The organism is Sulfitobacter sp. G21635-S1 (genome assembly GCF_027213915.1).
Lineage (GTDB): Bacteria > Pseudomonadota > Alphaproteobacteria > Rhodobacterales > Rhodobacteraceae > Sulfitobacter.
On the sequence record NZ_JAPWGV010000017.1, the window covers coordinates 35,256 to 57,075 of the forward strand.

Below are 21,820 nucleotides of genomic sequence, written 5' to 3' on the forward strand. Positions count from 1 at the left end.
GCCCCTTGCCGACTGACCCCGCCGCCTCTATCTCAGGGGAGTGGCGGGTTCTGCCCTGTTCGTGAGACGTTACATTCCAGTGGCCTTAAGCAAATCCGAGGGAGCTGGCTCTGTCCGGGCCCTGGTCCGGTTACCTGGCGCCCACCTGTACATACAGGTCCTCGGGAATAAATACTGACCGGCAGATGTGGTCCCGTCACACAAGACCAAAGGCTGCCGCCGCACGTCCCACCCGAATTTCAGACCGTCCGAACGCCCAGTTCCTCGCGGAACAGGCGCTGGATCTCGTCGCGCGTGACCGCGCGTCTTGGCCGCTTGTCGGCATGCAGGTCGATCTTTGCGCTGCGGTTGCGGATTACGTTGATCAGTGTCGTCATCTTCTCACCCCATATTGGTGCTGCCCCACACAGCCTATGGGAGAATTGATAGGGCCAAGACCTTCAGAACTGGTAAAGTGGCGCGTCTCTTTCGAACCGCATGGTTAGCGAGATCAAAACGCCTCGGGCCGCGCCTCGCGTGCCATGTGATCCAGCACCGCGTTGACGAACTTCGGCTCCTTGCCCTCGGGGAAGAAGGCGCGCGCCACATCGACATATTCGGTGATCACCACCCGAGGCGGTATCCCGGTGTCGCGCAATTCCGCACCGGCGGCGCGGAACAGGGCCCGCAGGGTGGGATCAATCCGCGCGATCGGCCATTTGGCCACCAGCGCGCGGTCTGTCATCTGGTCGATGGCAGCCTGATAGTTCACAGCCGTTTCCAGGACTTCAGCAAAATGGCCGATGTCGCCATCCAGCATTTCGTCGCCCTCGTAAACCGCGCCAAAGCGGTGTTCCAGGAACTCCCGGCGCACGACCTCGACGGTCTGGCTGGAATGTTCCATCTGGAACAGCGCCTGCACGGCATAAAGCCGTGCCGCCGATTTCATCTTGCGCTTCTGATTGCCGGAGAGTGACGTGTTCATGCGATGTTGTTTCCGTCGGCCTCCCCCGCCATCAGCGTATCTTCGCCGCGCGGTTTGAAGCCGATGCCTTTGCTGGTTTGCGCCCACTTACGGCCGAGCGCGATCAGATGCAAGGCCGCCGCCGCCGCGCCGCCGCCCTTGTTCTGGCCGGCAGGGTCGGCGCGCACATCGGCCTGGGCCTTGTTCTCTACCGTCAGGATGCCATTGCCGATGCAAAGCCCCTGCAAACCCAGCATTTGCAACGCACGGCTGCTGTCGTTGCAGACGGTTTCGTAATGGGTCGTCTCGCCCCGGATCACGCAGCCCAGCGCCACATATCCGTCAAAGTTGCTGCGCCGGTCACTGATCCCGATGGCGGTGGGAATTTCCAGCGCGCCGGGCATTTCGACCACCTCATAGGCGGCACCCGCCGCCTCCAGCTCTGCCTTGGCGCCGTCCAGCAGCCCCTGGGCAATATCGCTGTAATAGGGCGACACGACGATCAGCACCTTGACCGGTGCATCGAATGTGGGGCGCGGCAGGACCGTATGTTGCTGCGAAGAAGCCATGTTCTACCCTTCCGTGATGGGGCGCGTGCCCACGATTTCGATGGCATAGGCATCAAGGCCCAGATACCGGGTTTCGGGGTTGTCGGTCAGCAGGACCAGCTGGTGCAATCCCAGCTCCGACAGGATCTGCGCGCCAAGCCCGGTGCGCTTGATCGTGCGGGGGCTGTCCTCGTCATCCTCGTCCAGCCGCAGCCGCGGAAAGGGGTCCCGGAACAGGATCACCGCACCGCGCCCCTCCTCGGCGATGATCTGCATCGCGCGGGGCAATTCGTCGGCGGGGCTTGGGCCAAGGCCCAGAATGTCTTCCAGCGCGTTGATCGCATGGGTCCGCACCAGCACCGGCTCCGGCGTGGTGATGTCGCCCTTGACCAGCACCACATGATCCGTGCCGGTGATCTTGTCGGCAAAGATGCGCATCTGCCAGTCGCCGCCATAGGCGGAGGTCACCTGCCGCACGTCGCGTTCCACCAGCAGGTTGTCATGCTTGTGGCGATAGGCAATCAGATCGCTGATAGTGCCGATCTTGAGGTTATGTCTGGCAGCGAATTCTACCATGTCGGGCAGCCGCGCCATGGTGCCGTCATCCTTCATGATCTCGCAGATCACGCCTGAGGGATGCAGCCCCGCAAGGCGGCTGATGTCCACCGCCGCCTCCGTATGGCCCGCGCGCACCAGCACGCCGCCATCGCGGGCGCGCAAGGGAAAGATATGGCCCGGCGTGGCGATATCCGCCTCGCCTGCCTGTTCGTCGATCGCCACGGCAACCGTGCGCGCGCGGTCGGCGGCGGAAATGCCCGTCGTGACCCCCTCGCGCGCCTCGATGCTGACGGTAAAGGCCGTCTCGTGGCGGGAGGAATTGTTGACCGCCATCATCGGCAGCCCCAGTGTCGCAACCCGCTGGGCCGTCATCGGTAGACAGATCAGCCCGCGCCCGTGGGTTGCCATGAAATTGATCGCATCCGCATCGGCATGGACCGCCGGGATCACCAGATCGCCTTCATTCTCGCGGTCCTCGTGATCGACCAGGATGAACATGCGCCCCTGACGCGCCTCCTCGATGATCTCTTCAATCGGGGAAATGGCCGAAGACAGCCCTTCTTCCACGGGTCCCGGTGTCTCGTAATTCATCGCATGTCCTCACGTCTGGCACGCTTCACATAGCCCAGCCACCGCCCCTTGACCAGAGCACGCGCCGCCGCGTCGTTATGCCGGAAATACGCCAAGCAGCCGCCTGCAAAGCGCACGGCAGCCCGCGTTCACCCCCACAGGTCCAGGGCCCGCAACCAACCGGGTTCAGGAAAAGTACCGCCCCGCCTCAAGGTAGCCTGCCGCCCGCGCTGCACCGGTCCAGTCGCGCTCCAGCGCGGTGTCCCCGATGATCAGCACCTGATCGCGCAGCAGACCCTGGGCGGTGATCACCTCGCCCAGATGCGCCCGCATCTCACCCCAGCTGTCTGTAAACTTCGGCGCCGCTGCGGTTGCATCCAGCACCGGATTGGCCGCCGCCACCAGCGTAGGGCTCAATGGGCGATGGACCAGCGCCAGCTTTTGCGCGCCTTCCAGCGCCGCCAGCTTGCCCTCGCGGCCCACCGGCATCTGCGGGGCCTCCATCCGCACCACCCTCAGGGCATTGGAGGAGAACAGCAGCCCCATGACATCACGCCCCGTCGCCTTGCGCACCGCCGCATAGGTCGGGTAATCCAGCCCCAGCGCACGGGCGCGCGCCACATGCATCTTGACCACCATCAGCGGGATCGCCTTGGGCATGGCGGCATTGCGCGCCTTTTGCCACTGGAAGGTCCTCCATTTTTGGCCGCGCTCCATGGTCGGCCCCTGGTTATGCCCGATGCCCGGCTTCATGACATTTCCCCCAGCCGCGCGACATAGCGCGCCAGGGTGTCGATCTCCAGGTTCACGCGGTCGCCCAGTGCCACATCGCCCCAGGTCGTCGCCTCTTTGGTATGAGGGATAAAGTTGATGCCGAAATCGCAGCCGTCGACCTCGTTCACGGTCACCGATGTGCCGTTCAGCGCCACCGACCCTTTGGGCGCGATAAAGCGCGCCAGCGCCTTCGGCGCGCGCAGGGTCACGCGGGTGCTGTCGCCCTCATCCGCCATCGCCACCACTTCGGCCACACCGTCCACATGGCCCGAAACGATATGCCCGCCCAGTTCATCACCCACCTTCAGGGCGCGTTCCAGGTTCACGCGTTTGCCGACGTGCCAGCCATTATGGCCGATATTGGTCTTGTCCACGGTCTCGGCGCTGATCTGGACCTCGTACCAATCCGGGCCAAGGCCCACCACCGTCAGGCAGACCCCGTCGCTGGCAATCGAGGCGCCCATGTCGATCCGGTCGGTCGCATATCCGGTCTTGATCCGCGCGCGCAGGTCGCCTTCCTGCGCCAGCGCGACAACGGTTCCGATATCGGTGATGATCCCTGTGAACATGGGCTGCTCCTTGACTATCCTGTCCACCGAGGTAACCCCACGCCAACCGGACGGCAAGAGCCGCTTGCGCCACATTTTCGCCCCCATTGCATAGCAGGACTGTGCCGACCCGAGCTGCCAGAGGATACACATGACCCACGCCGCGCCCGAAAAAAGGGTATTCCTGTTCCTGCAGGGGCCGCATGGCCCCTTCTTCAACCGCCTGGGCAAGATGCTGCGGTTGACGGGGGCAGAGGTCTGGCGCGTGGGGTTCAACGCGGGCGACCGGGCCTTCTGGTTCCATCCGCGCAGCTATATCCCCTATCGCGGCACGGCGCAGGACTGGCCCGAGACCTTCAAATCGCTGATTGCGGAAAAGCGGATCACCGACATCGTGCTTTACGGCGACACCCGCCCGATCCACGCCCAGGCCGTGGCCGAAGCCCGGGCGCGCGGCGTGACCATACATGTCTTTGAAGAAGGCTATATGCGGCCCTATTGGGTGACCTACGAACGCGGCGGCTCCAACGGCAACTCCCGCCTGATGGAGATGACGATTCCGCAGATGCAGGCGGCGCTGGCCAATTCGGACATGGAGGCGCCCCTGCCCCCCGGCCATTGGGGCGACATGCGACACCATATTTTCTATGGCGCGCTCTACCATTGGTTCGTGATGTTCCGGAATGGCGACTACCGCAATTTCCGCCCCCATCGCAGCCTGCCGGTGACCAAGGAATTCCAGCTTTACCTCAAGCGGTTGTTGCTGATGCCCGCGCTGGCGGCGGACCGTCTGATCGCCACCCTGCGCATCCGGCTGGGCGGCTTTCCCTACCACCTGGCGCTGCTGCAGCTGGAGCATGACAGCTCGTTCCAGATGCATTCCCCCTTCGACACAATGGGTGATTTTCTGGAGCTGGTGATCGACGGCTTTGCCAAGGGCGCGCCGAAACATCACCACCTGGTGGTCAAGGCCCACCCGCTGGAAGACGGCCGGGTGCCGGTGCGCCGCGACCTGAAGCGCCTTGCGCGCAAGCTGGGTGTGGCGGACCGGGTGCATTACGTGCGCGGCGGCAAACTCGCACAGCTGCTCAACGATGCGCGCAGTGCGGTGACCGTGAATTCCACCGCCGGACAGCAGGTGCTGTGGCGCGGAATTCCGCTCAAGGTCTTTGGCCGCGCGGTCTATGCCCAGCCCGAATTCGTCTCGGACCAGCCGCTGCCCGAGTTTTTTGCCCGTGCCAGCCGCCCCGACAACAAGGCCTACAAGGATTTCCGGCGCTATCTGCTTGAAACTTCGCAAATTCCCGGCGGTTTCTATGCCGCCCGCGGACGGCGGCAATTGCTGCGGCAGGTGGTCGATATGATGCTGGCCGAAGAAGATCCCTATGACGCGCTGGAACATGGAACCGCGGCCCCAAGGCAACAGTTGCGGGTCGTTACCTGACCTAAGCTGCTCACTTGTCTGGATTTTCAATTCTACCTGACGTAGCCTGCGCCCAAATACGTCGGAAAAATCGGCGAAACCCGAGGCAGATTGAACAGGTCGAGGAGACCGGGCAGTGAAAACCAGAAAATTTCGGTGGGCGCGGCCCATCGCAGTGCTTGCGGCATTGGCCGTGATCTCATCCTGCGGCTTGCCACAGGCGGGCCCGAACAAAAGACAGATTTTTTCCGGATCGGTGCAGAAGGAAGGCGATGCCTTCATCGTCTCGGTCAATGACCGTGTCACCCGCGCCACCGCCGTGGTCCCCGCACTTGGCTTCTCCGAAGAATTCAAGAACGCCTCGCAGCTGGGGTCCGACACCATCCGTCCCGGCGACGTGCTGGGCATCACCGTCTATGAAAACGTCGATGATCCGCTTCTGGGTGTCGAAGGCGCCCCGGCCACCCTGCTGGAAGAAGTGCAGGTTGATGGCGCGGGCTTCATCTTTATCCCCTATGCGGGCCGCATCAAGGCGGCGGGCAACACCCCCGACGCGATCCGCCGCATCATCACCAACCGGCTGGGCGAACAGACCCCCGATCCGCAGGTCGAGGTCCGCCGCGCGGCGGGTGACGGCTCCACCGTGTCGCTGGTCGGCGGCATCGGGGCGCAGGGCGTCTACCCGATCGAGCGGCCCACCCGCACCCTTTCGACCATGCTGGCCCGCGCAGGCGGCGTCGCGATTGAACCTGAAATTGCGCAGATCACCATCATTCGCGGTTCCAAACGCGGCAAGATCTGGTTCCAGGACCTCTATGAACATCCCGAACTCGACATCGCGCTGCGCGCGGGCGACCGTATCCTGGTCGAGGCCGATACCCGCTCCTTTACTGCGCTTGGCGCGACCGGCGGGCAGGCCCGTGTGCCCTTTGAAACGCAGAACCTCTCGGCGCTTGAGGGCATCGCCCAGGTCGGTGGCCTGAACGCCGGCCTTGCCGACCCCACCGGCGTCTTTGTCTTCCGCAACGAACCACAGGAAGTTGCAGAACAGGTGCTGGGCCGCAACGACCTGTCCGGCGTGCAGCGCATGGTCTATGTTCTGGACCTCACGCAGCCCAACGGCATGTTCATGGCCCGCGATTTCGTCATCCGCGACGGCGATACCATCTATGTGACCGAAGCTCCCTTCGCCCAGTGGAGCAAGGTGATCTCGGCCATCACCGGCACCGCCGGATCGGCAGCGAGCCTGACCTCGCTCACGGAATGATCTGAATGGCTCTCGGGCCGGAAATCCACGACACAACCGCCGCCGGTCCTGAAAAGGACCGGCGGCTTTTTGTCTACAACGGCGGTTTCCTGACCCAGCGCCGGGTGCGGCGCATCCTGCGCCTGTCGGGCTATTCGCTGCACCTTGGCCTGCCGCGCGCGGGCGATCACGTGGCGGTCTGGGGCAATTCGCCCACTGCGCACCGGGGCCTTGCGGTCGCCTCGAAACGGGGCGTGCCACTCGTCCGCGTCGAAGACGCGCTGCTGCGCTCGATCCACCCGGGCCGCACCGGCGGTGAGCCGCCGCTGGGCCTGCTGATCGACCACAAGGGGCTGCATTTCGACCCCGCCCAGCCCTCTGAGCTGGAAGACCTTCTGGCCAGCCATCCGCTGGACGATACCAATCTGCTGAACCGCGCGCGCGGCGCCATCGCCCGGATGCAGGAGGCGCATCTGACCAAATACACCGGCTTCGAACCGGAGGCCGGGGTCCCTGCCCCCGGCTATGTGCTGGTGATCGACCAGACCCGCGGCGATGCCTCGGTAACCGCCTCAAACGCCGACCGGGCCCGGTTCCTTGAGATGCTGGTCTTTGCCCAGGAAGAACACCCCGGCTGCCCGGTGGTGATCAAATGCCATCCCGAGACGACGCAAGGCCAGCGCGCCGGCTATTTCGGCCCCGAAGACACCAGTGACCGGGTGCGCCTGCTGGAGGATGCGGTCAGCCCCTGGAAGCTCTTCGAAGGGGCGGTTGGTGTCTATACCGTGTCCTCGCAGCTGGGGTTCGAGGCGATCTTTGCCGGGCATAAGCCGCGCGTCTTCGGCCAGCCGTTCTATGCGGGCTGGGGGCTGACCACGGATGAATTCCCGGTCCCGCGCCGCCAGCGCGTGCTGACCCGCGCGCAGCTTTTCGCGGCGGCGATGATCCTCTATCCAAAGTGGTATGACCCCTACCGGGACCGCCTTTGCCCGCTTGAAGACGCGATGGAGGCGCTGGCGGCGCAGACCCGCGCCTGGCGCGAAGATCACCTGGGCTGGACCGGATCAAAGATCAGCCTGTGGAAACGCAAACCCCTGCAAGGGTTCTTTGGCCGGACCAGGCCGATGATCTTTGAAGATGACCCGGCCCGTGCCCGTGCCGCCGCCCCGCGCCGCTGGCTGGTCTGGGCGGGCAAGGCCGATGTCGGCCATGGCGACGCCTGCCGGATCGAGGACGGGTTCCTGCGCTCGCGCGGGCTGGGGGCGGAACTGGTGCCGCCCCTGTCGCTGGTCTGTGACGATCTGGGCATCTATTACGATCCGTCCCGGCCCAGCCGGCTGGAAAAATGGATCGAACGCCGCGCCGATCTGCGCCCCGATCAACGCAGACGCGCGCAGGACCTGATCGCGGCAATCCGGCAGGCCGGGCTGAGTAAATACAACCTTGCCGGCAGTGCCGATCTTGGTGCCCTGCCCAGGGGGCGGCGCATCCTTGTGCCCGGACAGGTGGAGGATGACGCCTCCATCAGGACGGGTGCCGATGCGGTGCGGACAAATGCGGATCTGCTGCGTGCCGCCCGCGCCGCCCATCCGGAGGCGGTGATCCTCTACAAGCCGCACCCGGACGTGGAGGCCGGGCTGCGGACCGGCGGCGACACCGCGGCAGCCCTGGCCGATCACGTGCTGACCCGCGCCGATCCGATCGCGCTGCTGGGACAGGTCGATGAGGTCTGGACCATGACATCGCTTCTGGGCTTCGAGGCCCTGCTGCGCGACGTGCCGGTCACCACGCTGGGCGTGCCTTTTTATGCAGGCTGGGGGCTGACCCGTGATCTCGGCGATGTGCCGCCGCGCAGGCGGGCGGAACCGGGGCTGGAGGGGTTGGTCCATGCCACGCTGATTGATTATCCGCGCTACCTGGATCCGGTAACCGGCCTGCCCTGCCCGGTTGAAGTGGTGGTAGCGCGGCTGGCCTCGGGCAATGTTCCGACGCCGGGCCTGGGCAACCGTGCGCTGTCCAAACTGCAGGGGCTGTTGGCGAGCCAGAGCCATCTGTGGCGCGGGCGGTGACTGCGGGATTGGATATTTTCAGCCAAAAAGAAAGGGCGGGGGTGGTCCCCTCAGGCGCGGTGCCAGATGTGCAGGGCGTCTGCCCCGATGCGGCGGGTTTCGCCCAGGGTGTAGCGTGGTGCAGCGGCGAGCCGGGACAGGCCCATGGCGCCGATGCCCGGCAACCCCTCTGCCCCGATGATCAGCCCGGCGTTGAAACCGATGAGCTGGTCCACCAGATCCGCCTCGATCAGCGATGCGGCAAGCGCGCTGCCCCCTTCGCAGAAGATCCGCGTCAGCCCATGTGCGCCGAGCTGCCGCAGCACATCCACCGGGTCGAGCTGCCCGCCCCGTGCAGCGCAGGGCAGCAGCGTGGCCCCAAGATCGCGCCATGTGCGCGCAAGGGTCGGGTCGGCGTCCCTGCCATGGCACAGGATCAGCGGCACCTCGGCGGCGCTGCGGGCCAGTTTGCCCATCAGCGGCAGGTCAAGGCGGCGTGACACAACCACCCGGGCGGGCTGCCATGTGACCCCCAGATCGCGCACCGTGAGGCTGGGATCGTCCTTGCGGGCGGTGCCACCGCCCACCATCACCGCATCGTGGCGCGCGCGCATGGCGTGGACGGCGCGGCGTGCCTCGGGCCCGGTGATCCACTGGCTTTCCCCGGTGCCGGTGGCAATGCGGCCATCGAATGTCTGGGCCAGTTTCAATGTCACGACGGGCTGGCCCTGGCTCACACGTCTGAAAAACCCTTCATGATCCCGCCGGGCCTCGGCTTCGCAGACACCCTGCACCACCTCGATGCCCGCCGCGCGCAGCATGGCCACACCGCGCCCGTCGACACGGGCATCCTGATCCTGAACCGCGATGACAACGCGGGCCACGCCCGCCTCGATCAGCGCCCTGGCACAGGGCGGGGTCTGTCCGTGATGCGCACAGGGTTCCAGTGTCACATAGACATCCGCCCCCCTGGCGGCGGCACCGGCCTGCGCCAGCGCCTCGGTCTCTGCATGGGGTCTGCCGCCGGGCCGGGTCCAGCCGCGCCCGACGATCCGGCCTGCCGCCACGATCACGCAGCCCACCGCCGGGTTCGGCCAGACACGCCCCTGGCCGCGACGCCCCAGCGTCAGCGCATGCGCCATGAAGCGCGCGTCGATGCCCGCCTGCCCGGTCACTCTTCCTTGGGCAGGTCGGGCCGCAGCTCGGCGACGAATTTGTCGAAATCGTCTGCAGCCTGGAAGTTCTTGTAAACACTGGCAAAGCGCACATAGGCCACGGTGTCGATCCGGTTCAGCGCTTCCATCACGATCTCGCCGATCTGCTTGGAACCGATGTCGGTTTCGCCCATGCTTTCCAGCCGCCGCACGATGCCGCTGATCATCTGGTCGATCCGCTCGGGCTCTATCGGGCGTTTCTGCATCGAGATCCGGATCGAGCGTTCCAGCTTGTCGCGGTCGAAATCCTCGCGTTTGCCATTGGTCTTGATCACAACGAGGTCGCGCAGCTGCACACGCTCATAGGTGGTGAACCGCCCGCCACAGGCCGGGCAAAAACGCCTGCGCCGGATGGAAACGTGATCCTCCGCCGGGCGACTGTCCTTAACTTGGGTATCGATATTTCCGCAGAATGGGCACCGCATCGGCCATCCCCCTTTTTCTAACCTGCCTCGCTTGTGGGGCTATACGCCCTCTTGCCGAAACTTATAGGGTCTACGCGAGGTTTTGGGTAGGGGCGAAATGCGCCGCAACATGTTGTGTGTCCAGATGTGACCTGAAGCCAACGGTCGCCGATGCCGCGCCATGCAGGAAACAGGCAGGGCAAATGCAGGTCACCGGGACGAAATTTGCCGCAGGTGCCACCGGATCCGGAGGGGTTCAGCCCCTGTCGGCGCTGAAATGTGCCGCGATCCTGCGCCGGTGCGGCGCATCGCGATGTTCGAACAGATAGATCCCCTGCCAGGTCCCCAGTTGCAGCCGACCGCCTGCCACGGGAATGGACAGGTTCACCGGCAGCATCGCCGCCTTGATATGGGCGGGCATGTCATCGGGCCCCTCCATCCGGTGCCGCAGATAGCTCATGGCGGGAGCATCCGCAGGCGGCACCAGCCGCTGGTAGAAGGCCAGCAGATCGGTCTGCACATCCGGATCGGCGTTTTCCTGTATCAGAAGAGAGGCCGAGGTGTGGCAGATCAAAAGCGTCAGCAACCCGTCGCCCTGACCGGCAACCCAATGCGCGACCTTGTCGGTAAGGGGGTATAGCCCCTGGCCCGCAGTGGAAATGGTAAAACTGGTCTGCATGGTCTCGATCAGCCCCGCTTGCCCCCTGATTGAACGCAATCCTTCATCCGCCGACAATCGCCTCAGTTCAGACCGCGCAGGAAGCGGATGGTCTCGAATTCCAGCAAGAAGTCCCTGCAGAACTGGTTGGCGTGATAGACCGGCAGGCCCAGGCCGGGCGTGTCCACACGCACGGCGACAGAGCGGGACGGTTCGGTCGGCAAACTGGATGCATCGGTGGTGAAAACCACACCCACCCGCCCGCCGTGGCTTTGCGACCTGCCGCGGGGTGATTTGACGTAAAGCCTCTGGGTCGCCGCCACGCCAAGCTGGTGGATCGCGTAATCCGCCGCTGCGCACCACATGCCCCGCGCGCCCTCGCCAAGGGCTTCAATGACCTCGAATGACGTCGGTGAGATGCCATGGACCTTCAGGTGATTGACCGCTTCATAGGACGGGGCAGCCGATGCCGCCGACAGACCACCCTTCAATATCGCCACTGACACTGCGGCAAAGCTCAATCTTCGCATGTCGTATCCTTTGCTTAGCTGACCCCATCAGAAATAGGCTGAACTGGGGGCAAGTCTAATCACAGCTGTGTCACCTTTTGCGCCCCCCGGTCGCCGACCACAAGCCGGATCCGGGAATGACCCGGACAAAAGCCGACCTCAAAACCCATCCGGCGCGAAACGGGCGCGCAGCGGGGCATCCGGGATCATGCATTGATCGTAGCGGCCGAAGATGCGGAACCGGTTGCGCGCGATCAGCCGGTAGAGCGGCATCTTGATGGACCGTGGCAGGAATTTCACGCCGCCAAGCAGCCGCCAGGGCCAGCCCGATGCCCCCATCGCTGCCGCGAATGCATCAAGATGTCCATGGATCCGCCCTTCCGTCACCACGAGGTTTGTCTCAAAATCATCTGTCGGCAGCCCCAATGCCTGATAGAGCGATTGCCCCAAGGGCGATTGCGCCGTGGCAAAGGCAAAGCGCCGGGAATGATCGCGACGCAGCATGAAACGAAAGAAGCCGGAGCACAAAACACATTCGCCATCAAATACGATCAGGTCGCGCTGCTCCAGCTTGGCCTGCAATGCCGCATCAAGCTGTGAAACCCGTCCAATCATGCCTGCGCCGCATCGTAACGGGCGCGGGCCGCGTTGAGGGCGGTTTCATTGGCCTCGGCCCAGCCGATCAGCGACCGGATCGGTCCCATAAGCGAATGGCCCATCGGGGTCAGAGCGTATTGAACGGCCGGTGGCTTGGTCGGGAACACGGTCCGGTCGATGAACCCGCCGCGCTCTAGGTCGCGCAGGCTTTGGGTCAGCATCCGCCGCGAAATATCCGGCAGCATCCGCAGCAGGGTGTTGAAGCGGCGAGGCTCCTGCTCCAGCGCCAGAAGCACGAGGGTCGTCCATTTCGCTGCGATATGGTCAAGCAGGTCGCGCACCGGGCAGACCCCGTCGGGAGAGGGGTGCAGCGCGCTCAGCGACGCAGGGTCTTGCCGGGTCGCGGTTCCTTCGGTGTTACCTTGTGACATGAAGATGCCTCCTTTCGGGATGGCTTGGCGGTCTCTAAATGAGACTTACACTCGATTCGGAACGAAAGGAAAATCAAATGTCTTCGAACAGCATTCTTGTCACCGGCGCGAGCGGCCAGCTGGGCCAGCTCGTGTTTGATCATCTGCAACGTCTGGCCCCGGAGGCCACCATCGCGGGCCTTGTGCGCAAGGAAGAGGATGCCGCCGCCCTCAGGGCCCGGGGCGTTGAGCCCAGGATCGGGGATTACACCGATCCCGCCAGCCTGCGCAGCGCGATGGCGGGGGTTCACAAGGTCTTGCTGATCTCCTCCAGCGCGGTGGGTCAACGCGTCGCCCAGCATCAGAACGTGATCGACGCCGCCAGGGACGCAGATGTCGGCCTGATCGCCTATACCTCCATCCTGCGGGCTGACAGCTCGCCGATGATCCTTGCCCACGAGCACAAGGAGACCGAAGCCGCGCTGCGCAGTTCCGGCCTGCCCGTCACGCTGTTGCGCAATGGCTGGTACACGGAGAACCTGCTGGGCGCGCTGGACAGCGACCTGAAGCTGGGTCAGCATTTCGGTGCTGCCGGTGACGGCAGGTTCACGACCGCCACCCGCAACGATTACGCCGAAGCCGCCGCTGTCGCGCTGCTGAGCGACGACGCCGCCGGAAAGATCTATGAACTGGCAGGTCAGCCCGCGTTTACCCTGTCAGAATTCGCTAAGGCCTTAAGCGCGGAGGCCGGGAGCAAGGTCGCCTACGTGGACATGCCGCAGGAAGCCTTCGCCCAGGCGCTGGTCGCGGCCGGGCTGCCGGAAGGTTTCGCAGGCGTGCTGGCGGACAGCGACGCCCAGGCGGCCAAAGGCGCGCTAGAGACTGACAGCACGGACCTTGAAACCCTGATCGGGCGGCCCGCAACGCCGCTGAAGGATGCGATCAGGGCAGCACTGGCAGCCCGGTAACGCCCTGCGTCAAAACGAAAAGGACCGGCACAGCGCCGGTCCTTTGTATCTCTGACACTACCCTTTCGGGTCAATGCCTGCCTATTGGTCGAGGAACGACCGCAGCTTCCGGCTCCGGCTCGGGTGCTTGAGCTTGCGCAGCGCCTTGGCTTCGATCTGACGGATACGTTCGCGGGTCACGCTGAACTGCTGGCCGACCTCTTCCAGCGTGTGATCGGTGTTCATGCCGATGCCAAAGCGCATCCGCAGCACCCGTTCCTCGCGCGGGGTGAGCGAGGCCAGAACGCGGGTCGTGGTTTCCTTGAGGTTCTCCTGAATGGCGCTGTCGAGGGGCAGCACCGCATTCTTGTCCTCGATGAAATCGCCAAGCTGGCTGTCTTCCTCGTCGCCGATGGGCGTTTCAAGGGAGATCGGCTCCTTGGCGATCTTCATCACCTTGCGGACCTTCTCCAGCGGCATTTGCAGCTTTTCGGCCAGTTCTTCCGGTGTCGGCTCGCGGCCGATTTCATGCAGCATCTGACGGCCGGTGCGCACCAGCTTGTTGATCGTCTCGATCATGTGGACCGGGATCCGGATGGTGCGCGCCTGATCCGCGATGGATCGGGTGATCGCCTGCCGGATCCACCATGTCGCATAGGTGGAGAACTTGTAGCCGCGGCGGTATTCGAACTTGTCCACCGCCTTCATCAGGCCGATGTTGCCTTCCTGAATGAGATCAAGGAACTGCAGCCCGCGGTTGGTGTATTTCTTGGCAATCGAGATCACCAGACGCAGGTTCGCCTCTACCATTTCCTTCTTGGCCTGACGGGCTTCTTTCTCGCCCTTCTGAACCTGCTGCACGATGCGGCGGAATTCAGAGATGTCGAGACCCACATATTGACCGACCTGTGCCATGTCGGCGCGCAGCTCTTCGACCTTGTCGGCAGAGCGTTCGATGAACATCTGCCAGCCGCGACCGGATTTGTCGGCCATCCGCTCCATCCAGTTGGGATCCAGCTCGTAGCCGCGATAGGCGTCGACAAATTCCTTGCGGTTGATGCGGGCCTGGTCGGCGAGTTTGACCATGGCGGAGTCGATCTGCATGATCCGGCGGTTGATGCCGTAAAGCTGGTCGATCAGCGCCTCGATACGGTTGTTGTGCAGATGCAGCTCGTTGACCAGCAACACGATCTCGGACCGCAGTTTCTGATATTTGTCTTCCTGCTTGCTGGAGAACGATCCATCCTCGTTCAGCGTGGCAGAAATCCGGCTGTCCTGCATTTCGCTCAGCTTGGCGTAATCGTCGGCGATGATGTCCAGCGCTTCCAGGACCTGCGGTTTCAGCGCCGCTTCCATGGCCGCCAGGCTCATGTTGGCCTGTTCGTCCTCGTCATCGTCGTCATCGCTGGCAATCGGGTTGCCGTCTGCGTCCAGTTCCTGCTTGTCGTCGTCCGACTTGGAGTCCGCAGCACCCCCGGGGGCCACCACGGGCGCGGTTACCTCCTCGTCGCCCAGCTGGTTGCCGAATGTCGCCTCAAGGTCGATCACATCGCGCAGCAGGATGTCCTCGGACAGCAGCTCGTCGCGCCAGATGGTGATCGCCTGAAAGGTCAGCGGGCTTTCACACAGGCCCGCAATCATCGTGTTGCGGCCGGCCTCGATCCGCTTGGCGATGGCGATTTCGCCCTCGCGGGACAGCAGTTCGACGCTGCCCATCTCACGCAGGTACATGCGCACCGGGTCATCGGTGCGGTCCAGTTTCTCGGCGGTGCCGGAGGACAGCGCAACTTCCTTGGCGCTGTCGGTGGTGGCCAGTTCGGTGGACCCCTTGGCGTCTTCCTCCTCGGCGTCTTCATCCTCGATGACGTTGATGCCCATTTCGGAGAGCATCGACATCACATCCTCGATCTGTTCGGAAGAGACCTGATCAGGGGGCAGAACGGTGTTCAGCTGGTCATAGGTGATATAGCCCCGTTCCCGCGCCTCGGAGATCATCTTCTTGACGGCGGCCTGGCTCATATCCAGCGAATGACCGCTGTCGGAGTCGTCCCGTTTGGTATCTTCGTTGGTGTCCTTAGCGGCCATGAACGTCCTCCAGCGCGGTTGCGCGAATCAGTGTGGTGATTCGGTTGTCGCGAATCATGCGGGGTTTGCGGTGATTCTTAAACCCGTTGTACTGCTTTTTCCCCAAGAGCCTGCGAAAAGGTCACTTTTCAACTGCGGCCCTTGGGTTTTTCATAGGTAATGTTCTCAAGCAGCGCGTCCAGCGCGCTGCGTTCATCGCGGGACATGCGTGCGCCATTCTCGCCCACCTCATATTCCGCCTTGTCTTCCTGCCCCGACCTCGTGGCCTGATCCGCGCTGCGCACAGCCTCGCTCAACCGCCAGGTCAGCCCTTCGTCGGCGGTGCCTGCCATGTCTTCCTCGGCCTCGGCAATTTCCGCGCTCAGCCCCCGCGCCGCCTCCAGCTTGGCCAGTTCCTCGGCCACGGTCATGGTGGCCATCTCGGTGTTGCCCGGGTTGCGGATACAGGGGGTGATCGCGACATGGCGCTGTGCGGTCAGGTTTTCAAGGGCATCCGGCCCCAGCACGCTGGAAATTTTTTCGCGCAACACTGCCGCGCCCTGCGGCGCATGGCGCAGAATCATGTCGCGGATCACCGCATGGGTGCGGTCCTGACAGGCCATGCTTTCCAGGCCGCTTTCAAAATCCTCGGCAATCTCCGGGCAGCCCAGCACGGCGGCCAGGATCACCGCCTCGCGCAGGTGATGGGTCACATGGTTGTCGCCTCCCGCCAGCACCGAGGCCTTGGTGCTGGGCAAAGGGGCCAGCGGCGGGGCCTGCCACTTGCCGCCAGGCCGCGCCCCCCGGTTGGCAGAGCCGGTTCGCGCGCCGGGGCCCGGGCGGAACAGCTGCCAGCGCAGATCCTTGATCTCCTGGCCATAGTGGCTGCGGATCGACGGATCCCGGATCAGCTTGATCTTCTCGCGCAGGGATTTGTCCAGCGCCGCCTTGCGTTCGGGGCTGTCGAACACCCGGCCTTCGGTTTCGCGCTGCCACAGCAACCGCACCATCGGGATGGCCTGATCTATCAGCTTCTGAAAAGCCCCCGGTCCCGCCGATTTCAGCAGATCGTCCGGGTCCTGCCCCTCTGGCATCATGGCAAAGCGAAGCGACTGGCCCGCCTCAAGCAGGGGCAGCGCAAGGTCGATCAGGCGCAGCGCGGCGCGCTGGCCCGCGGTGTCGCCATCCAGCGTGATGATCGGTTCGGGGTCGATCCGCCAGAGCATCTGCAACTGGTTTTCGGTGATCGCCGTGCCCAGGGGGGCCACCGCCGCCTCGAAGCCCGCACCATGCAGGGCAATCACATCCATATAACCTTCGGCCACCAGCAGCGGTTGCCCCTTGCCCGCCGCCGTGCGCGCGTCGCGCACGTTGTAAAGGCTGCGGCCCTTGTCGAACAATTCGGTCTCGGGCGAATTGAGGTATTTGGCATTGTCGTTCGGGTCCATCGCCCGGCCACCAAAGGCAATCGCCCGCCCCCGCGCATCGCGGATCGGGAACATGATCCGCCCGCGAAAGGTGTCATAGGGTTTGCCGCCCTTGGACGAAGGCTTGGCCAGCCCCGCATCCAGGATCATCTGCTCCGACACGCCCTTGCCGGTCAGCGCGTCCCACAACCCCTGCCAGCTGTCCGGCGCAAAGCCGATTTCCCAATGGTCGAGCGCCTTTTCCTCCAGCCCCCGCCGCGCCAGATAGGCCCGCGCCTCCGCCGCCGCCCCGGTCTGCAGTTGCAGGCGGAACCAGCGCACCGCCAGTTCCATCACCTCGGCCAGATCGCTGCGCTTGTCCGCCTTCTCGGCGGCCCTGGGGTCACGTGCGGGCATCGGCATGCCCGCCTCGCGCGCAAGGATCTCCACCGCCTCCATGAAGCCGACATTCTCCGTCTCGCGCACGAATGAGATCGCATCCCCCTTGGCGTGACAGCCAAAGCAGTAATAGAATCCCTTGCGGTCATCGACATGGAAGCTGGCGGATTTTTCCTGATGGAAGGGGCAAGGCGCCCACATGTCGCCCTTGCCCTGATTGGACTTGCGCTGATCCCACATGACTTTGCGGCCGACGACCTGAGACAGGCTCGCTCGGCTGCGCAATTCGTCCAGGAATCCGGGTGGCAGGCTCATACCATATCTTACGCCCCGCGCCCGCCATCGTCCAGCGGGTGCCGCGTCAGCACATCAACAGGTTGGTGTTCCGGCAGCCCGGTCAGGCCGCCCGGTCGAGGGTCACTGTGACAGGCACATCTCTTTCCAGGCCGCAGACAGGTCCTGGGATTTCACGTCTCGCATCTTCATCTCGTAGACCCAGGGGGTCACCAGCGTGATCGCGGTGTTGTAGCGGTCCGGCCATGTCGCCTTGGCGGCCACATGCGCAGGCACCTTGCGTTCGCCGATCCGGTCGATCCGCGCCTGCTGAACGGCGGCAACCACAGCCGCCTGATGCCCGCAATCGGTTTCCTTCTTGCTGGCTGCCATTGCCGGGCCGCAAAACGCTGCAACAACCGCCGAAACCACGAAATACTTTACCATTGGGTCACTCCACTCATGTGCTGACACCGCCTTAACCGCGCGCGGCCACAGCTTCCATCGCTGTTTTCATATCATGCACCAATGTGGCTGCCATCGACCGAAAGACAAGGATCATGAAGCTGTCCGCCCCGGTTTTCGTGATCGACGCGGACATGTGGTAAAGCTGTGTGCGCAGGCTGTGCCCGCGCTTGAACGATGCTTCGCGCAGGTCCACCGGAACCAGCCGCGCCAGCACATCCACGGCGGCAGGCCCCTTCAGCTGCACCACGGCCCAGGCATCGGATTGATCCACAACGGCGCCATGATCGGCAAGTGCCGGATCGGGCACCGGACCCATCAGCAGAGCCTCGCCGCGTCCGAACCAGATGCAACGCGCGCCCTGCTTGCCGGTCGCGCGCAGGGGGCCGGGCCAGCGCAGCCCATGGGCCTTTTCCAAAGCCGCACCCAAGCCCGCCGCATCGCCCAGAGGCGCAAGAGAGGTCAGCGCCCCGGCCGCCACTTCCACCAGCTCCGCATCCCCGATGGTCAGCGGCAGCAGCCCGTCACAGGGGGTTTTCGCTGTCAGTTCAACCACGCACCCGCTCCCCTTCACGATCCAGAAACACCGGATGGCAGATCTCGACATCCGCCTCCAGCCCGCGCAGATGATCCACCATGCGGATCACCTCGCCCTCGCGGGCCATGCCGCGCCTGACGAAACCAAGCCCGATCATATGCCCCAGATCGGGCGAGAACCCGACCGAGGTGATATAGCCCTGATCGTTCTCGCGCACCGCCTCTGCGCCCGCGTCGAACAGATGCGCGCCCGCGCTGATCTGCCGGACCGCGCCCACAGGTTTCAGCCCCACAAGCTGTTCACGCGTCTCCTCCACCAGACCGGGCCGCGCCGCCAGGGTCTTGCCGATGCAATCCTTCCTGGCCGAGACCATCCGCCCCATGCCGATGTCAAAGGCGGTTGTGCGCCCGTGAATCTCGGCATGGGTGATGAAGCCCTTTTCGATCCTGAGCACGTTCAGCGCCTCCATCCCATAGGCACCGCCGCCCAGCGCCTCGGCGCGGCTGACCAGCAGGTCAAACAGGCTGGCCCCGAAGCGCGCAGGCACCGCCACCTCATAGGCATGTTCGCCCGAAAATGAGATCCGGAAGAGCCGCCCCTGCACCCCGCAGACCTCCACCGCACCGCAGGCCATGAAGGGCCAGCTTTCGCCGTCGATTTCGGCACCCAGCAGGCCATTCAGCAGCTCGCGCGACTTTGGCCCGGCCACGGCAAACTGCGCCCATTGTTCGGTGACCGAGGCAAAGGCAACCTGCCATTCGGGGTGCAGACACTGGCTCACGAAGTCCAGATGCCGCATCACCTGCCCCGCCGCTGCCGTGGTGGTGGTCATCACATAATGCGTCTCCCCCAGCCGCGCGGTGGTGCCATCGTCCATCACATGGCCATCCTCGCGCAGCATCAGACCATAGCGCACCCGCCCGACCGGCAGCGTCGAAAACATGTTGGTATAGACGAAATCCAGCAGCTTCGCCGCATCCGGCCCCTGAATGTCGATCTTGCCCAGGGTGGAGACATCGCAAACCCCCACCGCCTTGCGCACATGACCCACTTCCCGGTCACAGGATTGTCGCCAGCCGCTTTCCCCCGTCCTGGGGAAATAGCTGGGCCGATACCAAAGCCCCGCTTCGATCATCGGCGCCCCCATCGCGATTGACGCCTGGTGCGAGGTGGTGAAACGCTGCGGCGCAAACCCCTTGCCCTGCGCCCCTGCCCCCATCGCGGCAATCGCCACCGGCACATAGGGCGGGCGGAAGGTGGTGGTTCCGGTCTCCGGAATGCCCCGCCCGGTGGCATCCGCCAGGATCGCCAGCGCGGCCACGTTGGAATTCTTGCCCTGATCCGTCGCCATGCCCTGCGTCGTGTAACGCTTCATATGTTCGACCGAGCGGAAGTTCTCCACCGCCGCCTGTTTCACATCCTTGACCGAAACATCGTTCTGGAAATCGAGCCAGGCCCGCCCCTTGCCCGGCACCGCCCAAAGCGGCTCCATCGCATAGGCGTCATCCTCTGCCCGGGGCACCTCCATGGCACCCGCCTTCATGCCCAGCGCGGCGACCACTTCTGCCGCCGCATCAACCCCGGCCTGCAGGCAGGCCCGGGTCGGGAAAACACCGTTGCAGGCCCCTGCCGCAACCATCCCCGGCACCGCATCGGGCCTCGGCACAAATGCCTGAATACCGGCGTCCCACCGGGGCCGCCCGTTCATGTGGCAGGTCAGATGCACCGTGGGGTTCCAGCCCCCCGACATCGCCAGGCAATCGGTCTGGATCGCCTGTTCGCCCGAGGCGGTCCGGATGGTGATCGCCTCCAGCTCCTTGCGGCCCGCCGCATTGCAGACCTGCGCACCGGTATGGACCGGGAAATCCGCCCCCTCGACCGTCACATCGGCGCGGCTGTCGATCAGCGCCGCCACATGGACCCCCGCCGCCGCCAGATCGCGCGCAGTGCGATGGGCATCGTCGTTGTTGCCGAATACCGTCACATGTTTGCCGGGGCTCACCCCCCAGCGGTTCAGATAGGTCCGCACCGCCCCGGCTGTCATCACGCCGGGCCGGTCGTTGTTCTGGAAGGCAACCGGCCGTTCCAGCGCCCCGGCCGCCAGGATGGCGCGGCGCGCATGAATGCGCCAGAAGGTCTCCAGCGGCAGGTTCGCGCGACGCACGCCATGGTGGTTCACCCGCTCCAGCGCGCCATACATGCCGCCGTCATAGGCCCCGGTCACGGTGGTGCGCGTCATCAGCCGCACATTCGGCATGGCCGCAAGCTCTGCCACCACATCCGCCGCCCAGGCATGGCCCGGCTGATGGCCGATGACCCCGGTCTCGGCATTCAGCCGCCCGCCCATCCGCGCATCCTCATCGGCCAGGATCACATCCGCCCCGGCCCGTGCCGCCGTCAGCGCCGCCATCAATCCCGTGGGGCCACCCCCGATCACCAGCAGATCGCAGAAGGCATAGGCGCGTTCGTAGCGGTCCTGATCATGCTTGCCGCTGAGCGCCCCCAGACCGGCAGCGCGCCGGATGATCGGCTCATAGACCGCTTCCCAGAACTTCGCGGGCCACATGAAGGTCTTGTAATAGAACCCCGCCCCCAGAAAGGGCGCGGCCAGGTCGTTCACCGCCATCACGTCGAAATCCAGCGAGGGCCAGGCATTCTGGCTGCGCACCTCCAGCCCGTCGTAAATCTCCTGCACGGTTGCACGCACATTGGGATCCGCCTCTGCGCCCCTGCCGACCGTGACCAGCGCGTTCGGCTCCTCCGAACCTGCGGTCAGCACGCCGCGCGGACGGTGATACTTGAACGACCGCCCCATCAGCTTTTGACCATTGGCCAGAAGCGCGGAGGCGACGGTATCGCCCTGGAACCCCTGGTAAGACCGCCCGTCGAACCGGAAAGTGACAGCTTTGCTGCGGTCGATCAGACCCTTGCCCGCGATCCTCATGCCCCGGCCTCCTCAGCGTCGGTGGCCAGCACCACCCGGGAGATCGCATGGCTGACCGTGTCCCGCGTCACCACCAGCCAGGCCGAACAGCCGCCCTCGTGATGCCACAGCTCGCGGGTCTGCCCCGCCGGATTGTCGCGCAGATGCAGGTAATCGTCCCAGGCGGCCTCACCGGCATCCGGCGCCGGCCGCGCCAAAGCCACCGCAGCGCCCTGATAATAGAATTCGCGCCGGTCGCGCGATCCGCATAGGGGGCAGTCGATCCTCATGTGGTCCTCTCCGACAGGGCGCCAACACCCCGTTTCATTGTTCCCGAAATACACACCACGACGCC

Annotated in this window: 22 protein-coding genes and 1 other RNA gene; 5 read left to right on the top strand and 18 right to left on the bottom strand. The window is 64.6% G+C overall.

Annotated features, from left to right (window positions below):
* The first annotated feature begins 44 nt into the window (after positions 1-44).
* A non-coding RNA gene (gene ssrS, locus O4H53_RS27195) (6S RNA) lies at positions 45-198 on the top strand.
* A gap of 41 nt (positions 199-239) precedes the next feature.
* Here ssrS and O4H53_RS16325 read toward each other — a convergent pair.
* From O4H53_RS16325 to O4H53_RS16350, 6 genes are all read right to left on the bottom strand, one after another.
* The gene (locus O4H53_RS16325) at positions 240-377 is read right to left on the bottom strand and encodes a hypothetical protein (protein ID WP_269365448.1); all 138 of its coding nucleotides are present in this window, start codon (positions 375-377) and stop codon (positions 240-242) included.
* A gap of 113 nt (positions 378-490) precedes the next feature.
* Positions 491-964 (bottom strand): transcription antitermination factor NusB, encoded by a 474-nt coding sequence (gene nusB / locus O4H53_RS16330; RefSeq protein WP_269365450.1) that lies wholly within the window; start codon positions 962-964, stop codon positions 491-493.
* Positions 961-1,512 (bottom strand): 6,7-dimethyl-8-ribityllumazine synthase, encoded by a 552-nt coding sequence (locus O4H53_RS16335; protein ID WP_269365452.1) that lies wholly within the window; start codon positions 1,510-1,512, stop codon positions 961-963. Before O4H53_RS16335 ends, nusB begins: the two co-directional genes overlap by 4 nt.
* Before the next feature lie 3 nt (positions 1,513-1,515).
* A complete protein-coding gene (ribB, locus tag O4H53_RS16340; protein ID WP_269365454.1) occupies positions 1,516-2,640 on the bottom strand; it encodes a 3,4-dihydroxy-2-butanone-4-phosphate synthase in 1,125 nt (374 codons plus the stop codon).
* 165 nt (positions 2,641-2,805) lie between these two features.
* Entirely contained in the window at positions 2,806-3,336 is a 531-nt protein-coding gene (locus tag O4H53_RS16345; protein ID WP_240312943.1) for a hypothetical protein, read from the bottom strand.
* Positions 3,337-3,368: 32 nt separating this feature from the next.
* Complete coding sequence (locus O4H53_RS16350; protein ID WP_269365457.1) at positions 3,369-3,962, bottom strand: riboflavin synthase; 594 nt, start codon at positions 3,960-3,962, stop codon at positions 3,369-3,371.
* A gap of 130 nt (positions 3,963-4,092) precedes the next feature.
* Here O4H53_RS16350 and O4H53_RS16355 point away from each other — a divergent pair, with 130 nt between their 5' ends.
* The 3 genes from O4H53_RS16355 (at position 4,093) to O4H53_RS16365 (ending at position 8,679) form a co-directional block, all read left to right on the top strand.
* A complete protein-coding gene (locus O4H53_RS16355) occupies positions 4,093-5,385 on the top strand; it encodes a capsule biosynthesis protein (RefSeq protein ID WP_269365459.1) in 1,293 nt (430 codons plus the stop codon).
* Positions 5,386-5,500: 115 nt separating this feature from the next.
* Complete coding sequence (locus O4H53_RS16360; RefSeq protein ID WP_269365461.1) at positions 5,501-6,631, top strand: polysaccharide biosynthesis/export family protein; 1,131 nt, start codon at positions 5,501-5,503, stop codon at positions 6,629-6,631.
* Between the two features lie 5 nt (positions 6,632-6,636).
* A complete protein-coding gene (locus tag O4H53_RS16365; protein ID WP_269365462.1) occupies positions 6,637-8,679 on the top strand; it encodes a capsular polysaccharide biosynthesis protein in 2,043 nt (680 codons plus the stop codon).
* A 50-nt stretch (positions 8,680-8,729) separates the two neighbouring features.
* On the opposite strand, the gene ribD is transcribed toward O4H53_RS16365, so the two are convergent.
* The 6 genes from ribD to O4H53_RS16395 all read right to left on the bottom strand — a co-directional run bounded on the left by ribD (position 8,730) and on the right by O4H53_RS16395 (position 12,471).
* Positions 8,730-9,800, bottom strand: a complete 1,071-nt coding sequence (gene ribD, locus O4H53_RS16370; protein ID WP_269365582.1) for a bifunctional diaminohydroxyphosphoribosylaminopyrimidine deaminase/5-amino-6-(5-phosphoribosylamino)uracil reductase RibD — start codon at positions 9,798-9,800, stop codon at positions 8,730-8,732.
* A 29-nt stretch (positions 9,801-9,829) separates the two neighbouring features.
* On the bottom strand, positions 9,830-10,297 hold the full coding sequence (gene nrdR, locus O4H53_RS16375; RefSeq protein WP_067289253.1) for a transcriptional regulator NrdR: 468 nt from the start codon (positions 10,295-10,297) through the stop codon (positions 9,830-9,832).
* Positions 10,298-10,532: 235 nt separating this feature from the next.
* Complete coding sequence (locus tag O4H53_RS16380; protein WP_269365584.1) at positions 10,533-10,955, bottom strand: secondary thiamine-phosphate synthase enzyme YjbQ; 423 nt, start codon at positions 10,953-10,955, stop codon at positions 10,533-10,535.
* Between the two features lie 62 nt (positions 10,956-11,017).
* Positions 11,018-11,464 (bottom strand): hypothetical protein, encoded by a 447-nt coding sequence (locus O4H53_RS16385; protein ID WP_269365463.1) that lies wholly within the window; start codon positions 11,462-11,464, stop codon positions 11,018-11,020.
* 138 nt (positions 11,465-11,602) lie between these two features.
* On the bottom strand, positions 11,603-12,058 hold the full coding sequence (locus O4H53_RS16390) for a thiol-disulfide oxidoreductase DCC family protein (protein ID WP_269365465.1): 456 nt from the start codon (positions 12,056-12,058) through the stop codon (positions 11,603-11,605).
* Positions 12,055-12,471, bottom strand: coding sequence for a winged helix-turn-helix transcriptional regulator (locus tag O4H53_RS16395; RefSeq protein WP_269365467.1), 417 nt, complete (start codon positions 12,469-12,471; stop codon positions 12,055-12,057). Before O4H53_RS16395 ends, O4H53_RS16390 begins: the two co-directional genes overlap by 4 nt.
* Before the next feature lie 77 nt (positions 12,472-12,548).
* Here O4H53_RS16395 and O4H53_RS16400 point away from each other — a divergent pair, with 77 nt between their 5' ends.
* Positions 12,549-13,418: an SDR family oxidoreductase gene (locus O4H53_RS16400; RefSeq protein WP_269365469.1), complete on the top strand. Its 870-nt coding sequence runs from the start codon at positions 12,549-12,551 to the stop codon at positions 13,416-13,418.
* An 81-nt stretch (positions 13,419-13,499) separates the two neighbouring features.
* On the opposite strand, the gene rpoD is transcribed toward O4H53_RS16400, so the two are convergent.
* From rpoD to O4H53_RS16430, 6 genes are all read right to left on the bottom strand, one after another.
* Positions 13,500-15,482: an RNA polymerase sigma factor RpoD gene (gene rpoD / locus O4H53_RS16405; protein WP_269365470.1), complete on the bottom strand. Its 1,983-nt coding sequence runs from the start codon at positions 15,480-15,482 to the stop codon at positions 13,500-13,502.
* Between the two features lie 128 nt (positions 15,483-15,610).
* A complete protein-coding gene (gene dnaG / locus O4H53_RS16410; RefSeq protein WP_269365472.1) occupies positions 15,611-17,581 on the bottom strand; it encodes a DNA primase in 1,971 nt (656 codons plus the stop codon).
* Between the two features lie 102 nt (positions 17,582-17,683).
* Complete coding sequence (locus O4H53_RS16415; protein ID WP_269365474.1) at positions 17,684-17,986, bottom strand: hypothetical protein; 303 nt, start codon at positions 17,984-17,986, stop codon at positions 17,684-17,686.
* 31 nt (positions 17,987-18,017) lie between these two features.
* Positions 18,018-18,560, bottom strand: a complete 543-nt coding sequence (locus tag O4H53_RS16420) for a sarcosine oxidase subunit gamma (RefSeq protein ID WP_269365476.1) — start codon at positions 18,558-18,560, stop codon at positions 18,018-18,020.
* The gene (locus O4H53_RS16425) at positions 18,553-21,486 is read right to left on the bottom strand and encodes a sarcosine oxidase subunit alpha family protein (protein ID WP_269365477.1); all 2,934 of its coding nucleotides are present in this window, start codon (positions 21,484-21,486) and stop codon (positions 18,553-18,555) included. The genes O4H53_RS16420 and O4H53_RS16425 overlap by 8 nt, the downstream gene beginning before the upstream one ends.
* The gene (locus O4H53_RS16430) at positions 21,483-21,755 is read right to left on the bottom strand and encodes a sarcosine oxidase subunit delta (protein WP_269365478.1); all 273 of its coding nucleotides are present in this window, start codon (positions 21,753-21,755) and stop codon (positions 21,483-21,485) included. Before O4H53_RS16430 ends, O4H53_RS16425 begins: the two co-directional genes overlap by 4 nt.
* Positions 21,756-21,820: the final 65 nt, after the last annotated feature.

Coding starts and splice junctions, on each gene's coding strand:
- O4H53_RS16325 (WP_269365448.1), bottom strand. CDS start 377: ATGACGACACTGATCAACGTAATCCGCAACCGCAGCGCAAAGATCGAC.
- nusB (WP_269365450.1), bottom strand. CDS start 964: ATGAACACGTCACTCTCCGGCAATCAGAAGCGCAAGATGAAATCGGCG.
- O4H53_RS16335 (WP_269365452.1), bottom strand. CDS start 1,512: ATGGCTTCTTCGCAGCAACATACGGTCCTGCCGCGCCCCACATTCGAT.
- ribB (WP_269365454.1), bottom strand. CDS start 2,640: ATGAATTACGAGACACCGGGACCCGTGGAAGAAGGGCTGTCTTCGGCC.
- O4H53_RS16345 (WP_240312943.1), bottom strand. CDS start 3,336: ATGGAGCGCGGCCAAAAATGGAGGACCTTCCAGTGGCAAAAGGCGCGC.
- O4H53_RS16350 (WP_269365457.1), bottom strand. CDS start 3,962: ATGTTCACAGGGATCATCACCGATATCGGAACCGTTGTCGCGCTGGCG.
- O4H53_RS16355 (WP_269365459.1), top strand. CDS start 4,093: ATGACCCACGCCGCGCCCGAAAAAAGGGTATTCCTGTTCCTGCAGGGG.
- O4H53_RS16365 (WP_269365462.1), top strand. CDS start 6,637: ATGGCTCTCGGGCCGGAAATCCACGACACAACCGCCGCCGGTCCTGAA.
- ribD (WP_269365582.1), bottom strand. CDS start 9,800: ATGGCGCATGCGCTGACGCTGGGGCGTCGCGGCCAGGGGCGTGTCTGG.
- nrdR (WP_067289253.1), bottom strand. CDS start 10,297: ATGCGGTGCCCATTCTGCGGAAATATCGATACCCAAGTTAAGGACAGT.
- O4H53_RS16380 (WP_269365584.1), bottom strand. CDS start 10,955: ATGCAGACCAGTTTTACCATTTCCACTGCGGGCCAGGGGCTATACCCC.
- O4H53_RS16385 (WP_269365463.1), bottom strand. CDS start 11,464: ATGCGAAGATTGAGCTTTGCCGCAGTGTCAGTGGCGATATTGAAGGGT.
- O4H53_RS16390 (WP_269365465.1), bottom strand. CDS start 12,058: ATGATTGGACGGGTTTCACAGCTTGATGCGGCATTGCAGGCCAAGCTG.
- O4H53_RS16395 (WP_269365467.1), bottom strand. CDS start 12,471: ATGTCACAAGGTAACACCGAAGGAACCGCGACCCGGCAAGACCCTGCG.
- O4H53_RS16400 (WP_269365469.1), top strand. CDS start 12,549: ATGTCTTCGAACAGCATTCTTGTCACCGGCGCGAGCGGCCAGCTGGGC.
- rpoD (WP_269365470.1), bottom strand. CDS start 15,482: ATGGCCGCTAAGGACACCAACGAAGATACCAAACGGGACGACTCCGAC.
- dnaG (WP_269365472.1), bottom strand. CDS start 17,581: ATGAGCCTGCCACCCGGATTCCTGGACGAATTGCGCAGCCGAGCGAGC.
- O4H53_RS16415 (WP_269365474.1), bottom strand. CDS start 17,986: ATGGTAAAGTATTTCGTGGTTTCGGCGGTTGTTGCAGCGTTTTGCGGC.
- O4H53_RS16425 (WP_269365477.1), bottom strand. CDS start 21,486: ATGAGGATCGCGGGCAAGGGTCTGATCGACCGCAGCAAAGCTGTCACT.
- O4H53_RS16430 (WP_269365478.1), bottom strand. CDS start 21,755: ATGAGGATCGACTGCCCCCTATGCGGATCGCGCGACCGGCGCGAATTC.